Source organism: Nocardiopsis sp. CA-288880, assembly GCF_050955985.1.
Taxonomy (GTDB): Bacteria; Actinomycetota; Actinomycetes; order Streptosporangiales; family Streptosporangiaceae; genus Nocardiopsis; species Nocardiopsis tropica.
This window is the reverse complement of record NZ_CP192105.1, coordinates 7,283,500-7,296,105: the sequence shown is the minus strand read 5'-3', so window position 1 is coordinate 7,296,105 and position 12,606 is coordinate 7,283,500. Positions and strand designations below refer to the sequence as shown.

The following is a 12,606-nucleotide window of genomic DNA, read 5'->3' as shown; positions in this document are numbered from 1 at the left end:
AACATGGATGAACCCCTGGCGCAAGGCAGCGACAGGGGCCGTTGCGTATTGAGCGTACACGACCTGCGCATCCGGGTTAAGTGGGGCGCCGGGGCGTCTGCGCCACACCGGCCCGGGACCCGCGGGAGGGCGGGGGGAGCCGTCCGGGACCCGATCCCGGGCCCGCGCGTGGAGGGCGGCGGGTCCGGCCCGCGCCGGGGAGCGGGCCGGACCCCTGCGCGGCCCCCGGCGCGGGGCCCGGGGCCGTCGGGCCCCTCAGCCGGAGGCGGGCGCCGCGAGGACCCGCAGCAGGCTGGTGAAGCTGGCCTCCGCGTGGCCGGCGGCCATGCCCCGGCGCGAGAGCGCGAGGACGGCCGACGGCAGGACGGTGTCCACCCCGGCCTCCTCGGCGGTGGCGACGACGTGCTCGACGCTGGCGACCTCCATGGAGAGCCGTTCCGCGTCTCCGGAGTGGTCCCCGGCGTCGATCCGGGGCGCGTAGAACCGGAACACGGCGGCCAGGGAGTCCGTCTCGGTGTGGGGGAGCAGGTCCTCGGCGCCGATGCCGTGGGCCCTGGCGACGGCGAGGGTCTGGAGCCAGCCGAGCACGGAGGTCCAGAAGAAGGTCATCCCGAGCTGGTAGTACAGCGCGGCCAGTCCCGGGTCCTCGCCGAGGTGGGTGGCGGCGGTGAGGACCTCCAGGGTCTCCCGGTGGCGGTGGAACACCTCGCCGGGTCCGCTGTAGAACGTGGAGGACCCGGGCGAGCCGATGCCCGAGGGGTCGGACCGGACGCCGCCGGTCAGGTGGTGCGCGCCGTGCCCGGAGAGCCAGCGCGCCGCCTCCCTGGCCCGCTCGGGGGTGTCGGAGCCCAGGTTGACGAGGATCCGGCCGGGGAGGGCGGCGGTCGCGGGCGCGAGGAGGGCGCGCATCGCGGCGTGGTCGGTGAGGCTGAGCACGACGACCTCGTTCGCGGCCAGCGCCTCCTCGACGCCGGCGGCCCGCGTCGCGCCCCTGGCCACCAGTCCGTCCGCCCGCGCGGCCGTGCGGTTCCACACGGTGACCGGGCGTCCGCTGTCGAGGAACGCCCCGGCCATGGCCCGGCCCATCGGGCCCAGGCCGATGACGGTCACGCCCGCCGGGTCCTGCTGGGTTCCCATTGTGCCTCCTTCTAGAATGAACGTTCTATCTAGCGAGCAGAACATAGCACAGCTCTAGAACGAGCGTTCTATTCGGTAGGGTGGCGGGCGTGAGCACCGATGAGCGGCGTGGGAGCGGCGAGGAACGGGACGCCGGGCCCGGCACCCGTGAACGGATCGTCGTGGCGACGTCGCGGCTGATGCAGCGGCAGGGCTACTCCGGCACCGGGGTCAAACAGATCGCGGCGGAGGCCGCCGCGACGCCCGGCTCGGTGTACCACTTCTTCCCCGGCGGGAAGAAGGAGCTGGCGGTCGCCGCGATCCGGCACGGGGAGAGGGAGTTCGCGGACGAGCTGGACCGGTGCCTGACGGCCGCCGGGGACCCGGCCGAGGGCATCGTCGCCTGTGTGCGGGCGCTGGCCGAGGGGATGCGCGATTCCGGCTGGGAGGACGGGTGCCCCGTCGCCTCCACCGCCCTGGGGGTGACGGGCGGCGTGCCCGAGATCCGGCGGGCCGCGGACGCGGCCTTCGCGCACTGGCGCCGGCTGGTGTTCGAGAGGCTGCGGGACCACGGCATCGCCGAGGACGACGCGGCGGATCTGGCGTACACCGTGATCAGCACGGTGGAGGGCGCCGAGATGGCGGCGCAGGTGGCGCGCGACGGGGCTCCCCTGCGGATCGCCGGAGTCCATCTGGCCCGGCTGATCGGCCTCTACGCCTCCGGCCCGCGGGCCTGAGCGGGGTGTGGCCGGCGGCCCCGTGCGCGGGGCCCGGGGCCGCCGGGGCGTCAGCCGTTGAGGACCTTGTCGGCCTCGGCGCTGGAGTCGCGCAGGAAGGAGGCGCAGCGCTCCGCCTCCTCGGCGTCCCCGATCTGCTCGGAGGCCTTGCCCAGGGCGTGCAGGGCGCGCAGGAAGCCCTGGTTGGGCTCGTGCTCCCACGGGACGGGGCCGTGTCCCTTCCAGCCCGAGCGGCGCAGCTGGTCCAGTCCCCGGTGGTAGCCGGTGCGGGCGTACGCGTAGGCGGCCACGGGCTGCCCGTCGGCCAGGGCCAGCTCGGCCAGGCGCGCCCACGCGGCCGAGTACTCGGGGAAGCGTCCGGCGACCGGGGTGGGGTCGTCGGCTCCGGCCAGGGCCTCACGGGCCTCGGGGTTGTCGGCCAGACGGGTCTCGGGCGGCTCGTTGAGCAGGTTGCGGTGCAGGTTCATGACCCCATCCTGCCACCGGGTCCGCACCCCTCACGGTGCCTCCCGCGACATCGCGCGTCCGTCCCCCCGGCCCCCGCGGCGTCCGGGGCCGGCCGCGGGACGGGCTCCCCCGGGGCGGCGGGCGCGGAGCCGCAGGCGCCCGGGCGGACCGCGGACGCCGTACCGCCGGATCCGGGGGAGGGGGCGCGGCGCCCGGCGGCCGTGCGGCCGCCGGGAACCGCGCGCGGGCGCCGGGTCCCTACTTCATCTTGTTGCCGGCGGACTTCAGCTGCCGCGCGGCCTCGGCGACGCGGTCGGCCATGCCGGCCTCGCCCGCCTTGCCGTAGGAGCGCGGGTCGTAGGCCTTCTTGTTGCCGATCTCGCCGTCGATCTTCAGCACGCCGTCGTAGTTCTTGAGGATGTGGTCGACCACCGGGCGCGTGTACGCGTACTGGGTGTCGGTGTCGATGTTCATCTTGACGACGCCGTAGCCGATGGCCTCGTGGATCTCCTCGATGGTGGAGCCCGAGCCGCCGTGGAAGACGAAGTCGAAGGCCTTGTCCTTGCCGTGCTTCTCGGCGACGGCCTCCTGCGCCTTCTTGAGCACCTCGGGGCGCAGCTTGACGAAGCCGGGCTTGTAGGAGCCGTGCACGTTGCCGAAGGTCAGGGCGGTCAGGTAGTAGCCCTTCTCGCCCAGGCCCAGCACCTCGGCGGTGCGCAGGGCGTCGGCCGGCGTGGTGTAGAGCTTCTCGTTGATCTCGCCGACGATGCCGTCCTCCTCGCCGCCGACGACGCCGACCTCGATCTCCAGGATCGTGCGGGCCGCCTCGGACGCCGCCAGCAGCTCCTCGGCGATCCGGAGGTTCTCCTCCAGCTCGACGGCGGACCCGTCCCACATGTGGGACTGGAACAGCGGCTCCTGGCCCTTGGCGACGCGCTCCTTGGAGATCTCCAGGAGCGGGCGGACGAAGCCGTCGAGCTTGTTCTCGGGGCAGTGGTCGGTGTGCAGGGCGACGTTCACCGGGTACTTGTCGGCCACGACGCGGGCGAACTCGGCGAAGGCGACCGAACCGGTGACCATGTCCTTGATCGAGGCGCCGGACAGGAACTCCGCTCCGCCCGTGGAAATCTGGACGATGCCGTCGCTCTCCGCCTCGGCGAAGCCGCGCAGGGCGGCGTGCAGCGTCTGGCTGGAGGTCACGTTGATCGCCGGGTAGGCGAAGCCCTGGGACTTCGCGCGGCTCAGCATCTCGGTGTAGACCTCGGGACTGGCGATGGGCATGGCTTGACTCTCCCTGGATTCGGCCTGGAGCGAGCGGCCGCCGGTATCGCTCCGGCGGCACCCCACGTGCGTTCCCGGTGGAGGCCGGCGAGCGGGGGAAGGCCCATGGGGCGGGCCGTGCGTCCGGACGTGTCCACCAGGTGTCACCCAAGTATCCCGAATCCACGGAGCCCTTGAAAAGGTCTAGACCAAATTGTCCGGAGTTCCCGGTGTCGTCGCAGCTGACGGGGCAGGCGTTCCCGCTTCTCCGACCCCGGTGTGAAAAGTTGTGCATTTCGCGGGCGAACGTGAACGCATCATGGGAACCCCTGGACAGAGGGCCGATCACTGTCGCTTTTTGTCGTGATACGCGCTACATTCAACGCCGTGGGAAGGCATAGGAATGACCCTCGCGGCGTTGGCCAGGTGATGGCCATCGTCGGGGCTGTCCTGCTCCTGGTCACGCTCCTGGCCCTCGGCGGATTCTTCTTGTACCGCTCCCTCCCGGGCAACGGCGCCAGTGTGAGCGCCAACGCCTCGGGAACGGCGGCGGAGGCGGAGGAGCCGGAGAACATGGGTGTGCTGCACATCCGTGTGACCGGTGAGTCCAGCGACGTCTTCGTCCGCATCCCCGGAGGCGACGTCCTCCTCGACCAGGAGGTCACCCAGGGCCAGTCGGTCAACTACGCGAGCGCCGAGGGCGGCCTGGAGGTCACCATCGGCGACCCCTCCGCCGTCGAGGTCTTCGTCCACGGGAACCGGCGCGACATCGCCGACCGCGAACCCGGCCACAGCTTCACGATCGACGGTTAGAAGGCCGCGCACCGCCCCGGCGCGGGAGGACGGGCCCGACCGGGCCCCGCCACCGCGGAGGCGGCTCCGGCCACGGCCGGAACCGCGCCCACGGGCCGGACCGCTACACGTCCAGGTCGGACACGCCGTACACGGCCCGGTAGTCCAGGCCCTCCTCCGTGATCCGCCCGCGGGCGCCCCGGTCCAGGATCAGCGCGACCGCGACCACCTCGGCGCCCTCCTCGCGCAGGGCCTCCACCGCGGTCATCACCGAGCCGCCCGTGGTGGAGGTGTCCTCCAGGGCGAGCACGCGCCGCCCCCGCACGTCCGGGCCCTCGATCCGCTTCTGCAGGCCGTGCGCCTTGCCCGCCTTGCGGACCACGAAGGCGTCCAGCCTGCGGCCGCGCGCGTGCGCGGCGTGCACCATCGCCGCGGCGACCGGGTCCGCGCCCAGCGTCAGGCCGCCCACCGCGTCGAACTCCAGGTCCGCGACGTTGTCCAGCATGACCGAGCCGACCAGCGGCGCGGCCTCCCCGTCCAGGGTGATCCGCCGCAGGTCGACGTAGTAGTCCGCCTCCAGGCCCGAGGACAGGGTCACCTTCCCGCGCACGACCGCCTTATCGTTGATCAGACGCAGGAGTTCATCACGTTCGCTCATGACCAGTGAGCCTAGAACACCCGGTCGGGCGGTCCGGACCGCGGCGGCCGGGACGGAGGGACGACCATGCCACAGCACGAGACCGTCCGGGTCGAGACGACGGTCGACACGAGGGACGGCGCCGAACGGCTGGCACGGTCGGTGGTCGACCGCCGGCTCGCCGCGTGCGCGCAGGTGGGCGGGCCCGTCACCAGCTTCTACCGCTGGGAGGGCGAGGTCCGGAGCGACGAGGAGTGGACCGTGGTCGCCAAGACCTCGGCGGACCGGCTCGACGACCTCACCGCCCACATCGTCGGCGTCCACCCCTACGACGTCCCCGAGGTGGTCGCCGTGCCGGTGGCGGGCGGCAACCCCTCCTACCTGGCGTGGGTGCGCGACGAGACCGCGGGCCGCACCGCGTGATCGCCGTCCTCCTCCCCCCGACCCTCGGCGCCGCCACCCGGCTGCCCGACCTCCACCGGCGGCTGCCCGAGGTCGGGGCGGGCGCCGTCCGCCCCGAGGTGGGCGGGGACGAACTGCCGCCGCACGCGGCGCGCTACGTCGCGCGGGCCAGCCTGGAGATCAACCGTCTGGTCGCGACGGACGCGCCGACCGCCCTCGTCGCCGAGGGGGATGCCGGGCCCCTGCTGGGCGCGGTGGGCGCGGCGCAGCGGGCCGCCCACCGGCCGGTGTTCGGCTACGTGCTGGTGGACGCGTTCCTGCCCCAGCCGGGCAGCGCCGACAGGGCCGGCCTCGTGCGCTCGCAGAGCCCCGAGGGCGCGGCCGCGCCCGGCGCCGACTCCGGCACCTCCCCGTCCGGCGAGCCGCCCGCCTACCGGACCGAGCGGCTGCCGGTGGCGGCCGACTGGCCGGACGCCCCGTGCGCCTACCTGCTCACCGACCCGGCCTTCGCGCACGTGGCGCGGCTCGCGGGCATGCGCGGCTGGACCGTGCGCGAGACGGACCCCGACGGGGCCGCCGCGGCCCTGGCGGAACTCCTCGTCGGGCTGCGCGGCATGTCCTGAGGCCGTACCCGCCGTGCCCGCTGCGTCCGCCGGGGCCCGGGCCGGACACGCCCTCCGGTGGGAACCCCGGTCAGGCGTCGACGGCCGCGGCCGCCCGCAGGTCGGCGGCGAGCGAGGCCAGGATCCCGGTGAGCATGCCGGCGCCGGTGACCGCGCCGCTCACGAGGGGCACCCACTCCGGGTGCCCGGCGAACGCCATCGCCAGCCCGGCGAGGCCGAGGACCGACATGTAGGCGGCGGTGAACACGAGGGACCGGGCCCGCCAGCGGCGGGCCAGCGGGAAGAAGTGCAGTCCGACCACGAGGGCGATCCAGGCCACGTTGACCTGCATCGGCGCGTCCAGGGCCCTCAGGACCTGGATCCCGCCGAACAGCGCGACGGCCTCGACGGCCAGGACGGCGCCGAAGAACCCGTCGAACCGCATCCGCGGCGCGTCGGGGCCCGGGTCGGAGGCCGGCCGGCGGCCGATCGCGACGACCAGGGCGAGGACGGCGACCACCGCGGCCACGGCGAGGACGCGGAGGACGAGCGCCACCGCGGGAGGCAGCGGCGGCCCGGTGTTCGCGAGGACGAACGCCAGCCCGAATCCGGCACCGATGAGGGACCCTGCGAATCGTGTCATTGCGAGAACCTACAGCGCCGGACGGCGGCTGCTCCTCCCTTTTCGCCCATGGAGGAGCGAAACGGGTGCTAACCCCCCCAGGGGGCGGGACCGCCGCGCGGGAACGGCGCGGCCGGGCCGGGAAGCGTGCTCCCGACCCGGCCGCGGGCGCCCTCCGCCGGGGGCGTCAGGCCCGGTCCGGGATCGGGGCCTCCCGCACCGCCGTCTGGATCAGCCGTCCCGTGTCGCCGCGGGTCACCCACTTGCCGCGGCCGGGGGGCTGGGGCGCGGCGTACACCCGGGGCAGCAGCTGGCCCTCGCTCCGGTCGCCCGACATCACCAGGGAGCTCGTCCCGATCTCGCGCATCGCCTGCACCAGCGGGTCGTACATGCCGCGTCCGGCGCCCGCCACCCGGCGCGCCACCACGAAGTGCAGGCCGATGTCGCGGCCGTTCGGCACGAACGGCACGAACGGGGCCAGCGGCTTCTGGCCCGCCGTGGTGAGCACGTCGTAGTCGTCCGCGAGCACCACGATGCGCGGCCCCTTGAACGACCCCGGCTCGAGGGAGTCGACGTCCCCGTCCTCGGGCAGACGGCCCTCCACCTCCTTGGCCACGCCGCCCGCCAGGCCGGCGCACACGCGCGGGCTGCTCGCGTAGCCGCCCATGTACTCCTCGGGGACCACGTTGCGCAGGGTGCGGCGCGGGTCCATGACCGCGAACACGACCTCGTCCGACGAGTACCTCTCCACCAGGCTCTCGGCGATGAGCCGCAGGAGGTTGGTCTTGCCGCACTCGCCGTCGCCCAGGACGAGCAGGTTCTGGTCGCGGTCGAACAGGTCCAGCAGGACCGGCTCCAGGGCGCGCTCGTCCACGCCGATCGGCACCAGGCGGGGCTCGGACTCGACCGTCGGCAGCGTGCGGGCCGACAGCCGGTGCGGCAGGATGCGCACCTTGGGCGCCCGCTTGCCGCGCCAGGCCTGGTCGACGGCCCGGACGGTCTTCTCCACGACCTCGCCCAGGTTGTCGCCGTCCGCCACCCCGTCGATGCGGGGGAGCGCCACCTGGCCGAAGAGCTCGGAGTCCGTGAGGACGCGCCCGGGGGTCTTCGCGCTGATCGTCTCCGAGAGCTTGCGGTCGATCGTGGAGTCCGACGAGTCGTTCAGGTGCAGCTCCACCTTCTGCCCGAAGTTGGACTGGGCGGCGATCCGGACGTCGTTCCAGCGCAGCATGCCCGCGACCACGTGGACGCCGAACCCGCCGCCGCGCTGCAGCAGGTCGGTGACCTTCGGGTCGATGTCCTCGAAGTCCTTGCGCAGCGCCCCGAAGCCGTCGATGCAGAACACCACGTCGGCGCTGGCCAGTTCCGGCACCTCGCCCCGGGCGTGCATGCGGCGCAGCTGGGCGACGGAGTCGATCCCCCGGTCGCGGAACACCGCCTGCCGGTGCTCCAGCATCCCCTGGATCTCCTCGACGGTACGGCGGACGCGCTCGCTGTCGGTGCGCACCGCCACCCCGCCCACGTGCGGGAGCGACGCCAGGGACTGGAGGCCGCCGCCCATCAGGTCCAGGCAGTACACGGCCACCTGGTCCGGCGTGTGGGTGAGCGCGAGCGACAGCACGAGGGTGCGCAGCAGGGTCGTCTTGCCGCTCTGCGGGCCCCCGATGACGGCCGCGTGGCCTCCGGACGCCGTCAGGTCGAGCTTCCACACGCCCTGCCACTGCTTGGCGGCGTCGTCCAGGACGCCGACCGGGACGTGCATCGGCTCGTGGGTCCCGGGCAGCCGCAGCCCCCGTTCGCCCTCCACCGGAGCGCCCGCCACCGTGTCCAGCGTGGTCGCGGACGGCAGAGGGGGCAGCCAGATCTCCCGGGTCCGCTCCCCGTGGCGGCCGAACTGTCCGACCATCACGTCCAGCAGGGTCGGTCCGACCGTCCGGGACGGCATCGGCGTGTCCTCGCCGGGGGCCTGGGCCGCCGCCGGGTCCTGCCCGCCGTCGCTGTTGTACGCCGTGTACGGGCGTACCGACGGGGCGCCCTCCGAGACCTCCTCCTCGGCGACCGGCCCCCGGTAGGCGCCGGACACGTATCCGGCCTTGAACCGCTGGTAGACGCTGGTGTCGACCTTCAGGTAGCCGAACCCCGGCAGCGAGGGCAGGTGGAACGCGTCCGGGGTGTTGAGGACGGTGCGGCTCTCCTCCTCGGAGAAGGTGCGCAGCCCCAGGCGGTAGGACAGGTAGGTGTCCAGGCCGCGCAGCTTCCCGCCCTCGATGCGCTGGCTGGACAGCAGCAGGTGCACGCCGATGCTCCGGCCGATCCGGCCGATGGACAGGAACAGCTCGATGAAGTCGGGGCGCGCGGTCAGCAGCTCGCCGAACTCGTCGATGATCACCAGCAGGTGCGGCAGCGGCGGCAGACCCGGGTCGTGCTCCCGCTTGTACGTGTAGTCGCCGATGTTGGACACGTTCCCGGCGTCGCGGAGCATCTGCTGGCGGCGCTGGACCTCGCCGGACAGGCTCGCGTACACGCGCTCGATGAGCGCCGCGTCGTCCTCCAGGTTGGTGATCACCCCGGCGACGTGCGGCATGTCCTCGAACGGGGCGAACGTGGCGCCGCCCTTGTAGTCGACCAGGACCATGCTCACCCGCTCGGGCGGGTGGGAGGCGGCCAGCGCCAGCACGAGGGTGCGGAGCATCTCGCTCTTGCCGGAGCCGGTGGCGCCCACGCACAGCCCGTGCGGGCCCATGCCCAGCTGCGCGGACTCCTTGAGGTCGAGGATCACGGGCTGGCCCATGTCGTCCACGCCGATCGGTACGCGGAGGAACGCCCGCTCGCTGCGCGGCGCCCACAGGCGCTGCACGTCGACGGCGCCGGGGTCCTGCACGCCCATCATCGCGGGGAAGTCGACGCTGCCGCCCTCCTGGGCGGTCTCCTCGATCGACTCCGGGGACAGGCGGAGCGGGGCCAGCATGCGGGCCAGGCCCGTCAGGGTGGCGGCGGAGACGTCGTCGACGGTGCCGCTGGTGACCACCGGGTCGGTTCCGCGCAGCTCCTCGACCCGGACCTGGTCGCCGTCGACGCTGATCCTCAGGTTCACGTCGCCGGGCTCGTCGATCTGGCGGGACACCAGGTGCAGGACGGTGACGCCGAGGTCGGCGGGGTCCACGGCCTCGTCCGGCCGCACGAGCTCGGCGGCCACCTCGCCGTGGGTGTCGTGGACGACCAGCAGGCGCCGCATCATCCGGTACGCCTCGCGCTTGCCCATGCCTCTGCGGACCTCCGACGCGAAGTCGGTGCGCGAGCGCAGCTCGTCGGCGATGAGGCCGCCGAGCTTGGCGGGGGTCGGGGCGATGAGGCGGACGGCGGCGCCGCCCTCGCGCCGCCGCGGGTCCAGGACCTGGGGCAGCCACGGCAGCCAGGACCAGTCGTCGGCGTTCTCGGCCGGGTAGGACACGGCGAGCCCGGCGTCCTCGGGGGCGTGGAACGCCCCGAACTGGGCGGTGAGCGCTCTGACCAGGCGCATCACGTCCTCGCGCTCCCCGATGACACTGACGTTCCCGGCCATGTCCAGGGGCAGGGTGAGCGGCATCTCGGGGACGGACTCGAACCGGCGGATGGCCGCCTGCGCCTCGGAGAGCATGAACGGGTCGGTGGGGGTGAGGGCGGTCCCCTGCTCGGCGAGGCGGAGGGGGCGGCCCTCCGTCAGCCCGCTGCCCACGCGCACCCGGAGGAAGTCGCGGTGCCTGCGGCGGCGCTCCCACAGCCGGGTGGGGTCGCGGACGACGTCGTACAGGGCCTCGGGGGGCGGGTCGAGCAGGCGGGCGTGCGCGCGGGTGCGCTGCTCCCATCCGCCGAGCTCCTCCCGCAGCTCCTCCAGGTACTGGAGGTACAGCTCGCGCTGGTTGCGGCGCTGCCGGGCGACCTGCCCGCGCCGGGAGAACAGCATGGCCAGGGCGGCGAGGAGGGCGACGACCAGGACGACGCCGCCCAGCGCCATGAACGCCGGGTTGCGCATGACCATCATGATCGTCAGCGACGCCATCATGCCGACCATGGGCAGGATGGTCATGAGCGGGTTGCCCTGGGCCTTGCCGTCGGGGAGGGTCGGCGGGGCCTCCACCTCGTGGGGGTCCTGGGCCGGAGTGGGATGGACGGTCCGTGTCGGCCGGTGGACGACGCGAAGGCTCATCGGCTTTCCTCTCGGCGCAGGGGTGGGAGGACGAGGGCGCGGGGGAGGGGTGCCCGTTCCCGGGAGAACCCTACCGAAGCCGGTCCTCGGGGAGCCTTGCGGTGCGCACGGCCACGGGGCGCCATTGGGTGGGACACCGGGGGCGTCCGCGTGGTTCGCGCCCCGCGGCCCCGGGCGCCGCCGGCCCCGTACGCGGCCCCGGTGGGGGTGCGTACGGAACCGCGCGCGGCGCGCACCGGCCGGGTCAGGAGGAGGGCGCGTCGGACGGGCGGAGGTGGTCCATGAGGGCGCGGAAGCGGTCCCACGATTCGGGCTCGGTGCCGTCCCCGATCCGGTACCAGACGGCGGGCGTCATCGGCGGACCGAAGGGCACGCCCCTGACGGGGGCGGAGAGGGCCCGGTCCGTGCCCATCGAGGAGACGCCGTCGACGCCGACGGCCAACCCCACCGGGACCGGCAGGCCGGACCAGCGGGGGGCGTAGGTGAGGTCCGCGCGCCCGAGGAGCCGCTGCACGGTCAGGCTGCGCAGGGCCTCGTTCGCGGACAGCTCCTTGACCATGGCGTTCAGGGCGGAGAAGTCCGGCTCCTCCCCGCCGGGCCGGCCCACCGCGAGGGTGACGCTCTCCCGGACCCCGTCGGGGACCGTGCTCACGCGCAGGGTCCCGGTGAACGGGAGGGCGCCCTCCTCGCGCACGCCCTCCGGCCGGCCCGTGAAGGTCAGCCAGGTGGCGCCGGGGGCGCGCCGGCGGCACAGGTCGGTGACGCGGTCCCGGTCCCAGGCGTGCGCGAGGGGCTCGCTGGTGCCCCAGAGGGCGGGGGAGGACGAGGCGAGGTGGCCGGCGACCAGTTCGACGGCGCCGCCCAGCCGGAGGCTCACGGTGGCGGGGTGGACCATCTGGAAGTCGACCAGCAGCTGCGTGCCCGGGGCGCCGTCGGCCTCGGACCAGCGGAAGTCCGCATGGGGCAGGGGAGCGGTACCGGGGTCGGCGGGACCGTCCACGACGAACGCCGACACCGGGTCCCACACGAGGGGGACCCCGGAGAAGCCGTCGTGGTGGCCCCCGTCGCCGTTCCGCACCACCCAGCGCGCGGTGCGGTCGGTGAGCAGGGAGCGCAGCGAGTGGGTGATGCGGCTGTGCGCGGGGGTGACGACCTGGAGGTGGCGGCCCTCGCGGCCGTGCCGGGCGGTCGCGTCGACCAGCCAACCGCTCATGGGGACCAGGGGGCGGTCCTGCACCACCACGAACGCCTTCTCCGTCAGGACGGTGACGGCGGGGTGGTCGGTGGAGCCGGTCAGGACGTCCTCGCGCCCCGGCAGCCGGGGCTCGGGGACCCACACCGCGCCGCCGTGCCGCTCGACCAGGTGTTCGGCGAACCGGCGCACCAGCGCCGCGGTGTCGACGTCCGCGAGCTCGGCGCCGCGCGCCTCCACCCAGTAGGGCTGGGCGGGCAGCTCGTCGCTGATCCCGTCGGTGAGGAGGCGGTCCGCCTCGGCGGACAGGGCCAGCCGCTGGGCGGCCTGCATGGCGGCGACGAGCCTGCCGGAGTCGTCGCGCAGCTCGATGACGGCGCCCTCGGAGACGGAGCGCACGCGCAGGTCGGGCCCGGCCGCGACCAGGGCGTCGATGAGGCTGCGCCGGGCGGGGGCCTCGGCCAGCAGGGCGACCACGTCGTGACTCAAGAGGGCTCCTTCGGGAGTGTCACCTGGCGCGGAAAACCCTACCGAACCGGGTGCGAGGCACCGGTCGAGGCCGTTTCGGGGCCGGTGCGGCACGGCGGGCGGGCCCCGGGAGGGCCGCCGTGCC

General features: G+C 74.2%; 11 protein-coding genes. 4 read left to right on the top strand and 7 right to left on the bottom strand.

Annotated features, from left to right (window positions below; all coding sequences use genetic code 11):
* Nucleotides 1–255: 255 nt before the first annotated feature.
* Entirely contained in the window at nucleotides 256–1,137 is an 882-nt protein-coding gene (locus ACQPYD_RS31475) for an NAD(P)-dependent oxidoreductase (protein WP_433698992.1), read from the bottom strand.
* Between the two features lie 89 nt (nucleotides 1,138–1,226).
* Here ACQPYD_RS31475 and ACQPYD_RS31470 point away from each other — a divergent pair, with 89 nt between their 5' ends.
* Nucleotides 1,227–1,853 carry a TetR/AcrR family transcriptional regulator gene (locus ACQPYD_RS31470; RefSeq protein ID WP_433698991.1) on the top strand — a complete coding sequence of 209 codons (627 nt, stop codon included), beginning with the start codon at nucleotides 1,227–1,229 and terminating at the stop codon, nucleotides 1,851–1,853.
* Nucleotides 1,854–1,903: 50 nt separating this feature from the next.
* Here ACQPYD_RS31470 and ACQPYD_RS31465 read toward each other — a convergent pair whose 3' ends face one another.
* Both ACQPYD_RS31465 and fbaA read right to left on the bottom strand, forming a co-directional pair.
* Nucleotides 1,904–2,320, bottom strand: a complete 417-nt coding sequence (locus ACQPYD_RS31465; protein WP_433698990.1) for a DUF3151 domain-containing protein — start codon at nucleotides 2,318–2,320, stop codon at nucleotides 1,904–1,906.
* 238 nt (nucleotides 2,321–2,558) lie between these two features.
* Nucleotides 2,559–3,581: a class II fructose-bisphosphate aldolase gene (gene fbaA, locus ACQPYD_RS31460; RefSeq protein WP_378553568.1), complete on the bottom strand. Its 1,023-nt coding sequence runs from the start codon at nucleotides 3,579–3,581 to the stop codon at nucleotides 2,559–2,561.
* 408 nt (nucleotides 3,582–3,989) lie between these two features.
* Here fbaA and ACQPYD_RS31455 point away from each other — a divergent pair, with 408 nt between their 5' ends.
* Nucleotides 3,990–4,373 (top strand): RodZ domain-containing protein, encoded by a 384-nt coding sequence (locus ACQPYD_RS31455; protein WP_433698989.1) that lies wholly within the window; start codon nucleotides 3,990–3,992, stop codon nucleotides 4,371–4,373.
* Between the two features lie 103 nt (nucleotides 4,374–4,476).
* Here the strand turns inward: ACQPYD_RS31455 and pyrE are convergent, their stop codons facing one another.
* Nucleotides 4,477–5,010, bottom strand: coding sequence for an orotate phosphoribosyltransferase (gene pyrE, locus ACQPYD_RS31450; protein ID WP_267947161.1), 534 nt, complete (start codon nucleotides 5,008–5,010; stop codon nucleotides 4,477–4,479).
* Nucleotides 5,011–5,076: 66 nt separating this feature from the next.
* Between pyrE and cutA the strand changes: the two genes are divergently transcribed.
* Both cutA and ACQPYD_RS31440 read left to right on the top strand, forming a co-directional pair.
* Nucleotides 5,077–5,412, top strand: a complete 336-nt coding sequence (cutA, locus tag ACQPYD_RS31445; protein ID WP_433698988.1) for a divalent-cation tolerance protein CutA — start codon at nucleotides 5,077–5,079, stop codon at nucleotides 5,410–5,412.
* Nucleotides 5,409–6,014, top strand: coding sequence for a hypothetical protein (locus tag ACQPYD_RS31440; protein ID WP_433702190.1), 606 nt, complete (start codon nucleotides 5,409–5,411; stop codon nucleotides 6,012–6,014). Before cutA ends, ACQPYD_RS31440 begins: the two co-directional genes overlap by 4 nt.
* A gap of 70 nt (nucleotides 6,015–6,084) precedes the next feature.
* Here the strand turns inward: ACQPYD_RS31440 and ACQPYD_RS31435 are convergent, their stop codons facing one another.
* The 3 genes from ACQPYD_RS31435 to ACQPYD_RS31425 form a co-directional block, all read right to left on the bottom strand.
* Entirely contained in the window at nucleotides 6,085–6,636 is a 552-nt protein-coding gene (locus ACQPYD_RS31435) for a hypothetical protein (protein WP_433698987.1), read from the bottom strand.
* A 166-nt stretch (nucleotides 6,637–6,802) separates the two neighbouring features.
* Nucleotides 6,803–10,801 carry a type VII secretion protein EccCa gene (gene eccCa, locus ACQPYD_RS31430; protein WP_433698986.1) on the bottom strand — a complete coding sequence of 1,333 codons (3,999 nt, stop codon included), beginning with the start codon at nucleotides 10,799–10,801 and terminating at the stop codon, nucleotides 6,803–6,805.
* A 244-nt stretch (nucleotides 10,802–11,045) separates the two neighbouring features.
* Complete coding sequence (locus tag ACQPYD_RS31425; protein WP_433698985.1) at nucleotides 11,046–12,482, bottom strand: DUF6177 family protein; 1,437 nt, start codon at nucleotides 12,480–12,482, stop codon at nucleotides 11,046–11,048.
* Nucleotides 12,483–12,606 lie beyond the last annotated feature (124 nt).

Coding starts and splice junctions, on each gene's coding strand:
- ACQPYD_RS31475 (WP_433698992.1), bottom strand. CDS start 1,137: ATGGGAACCCAGCAGGACCCGGCGGGCGTGACCGTCATCGGCCTGGGC.
- ACQPYD_RS31435 (WP_433698987.1), bottom strand. CDS start 6,636: ATGACACGATTCGCAGGGTCCCTCATCGGTGCCGGATTCGGGCTGGCG.
- cutA (WP_433698988.1), top strand. CDS start 5,077: ATGCCACAGCACGAGACCGTCCGGGTCGAGACGACGGTCGACACGAGG.
- ACQPYD_RS31465 (WP_433698990.1), bottom strand. CDS start 2,320: ATGAACCTGCACCGCAACCTGCTCAACGAGCCGCCCGAGACCCGTCTG.
- ACQPYD_RS31455 (WP_433698989.1), top strand. CDS start 3,990: ATGGCCATCGTCGGGGCTGTCCTGCTCCTGGTCACGCTCCTGGCCCTC.
- eccCa (WP_433698986.1), bottom strand. CDS start 10,801: ATGAGCCTTCGCGTCGTCCACCGGCCGACACGGACCGTCCATCCCACT.
- pyrE (WP_267947161.1), bottom strand. CDS start 5,010: ATGAGCGAACGTGATGAACTCCTGCGTCTGATCAACGATAAGGCGGTC.
- fbaA (WP_378553568.1), bottom strand. CDS start 3,581: ATGCCCATCGCCAGTCCCGAGGTCTACACCGAGATGCTGAGCCGCGCG.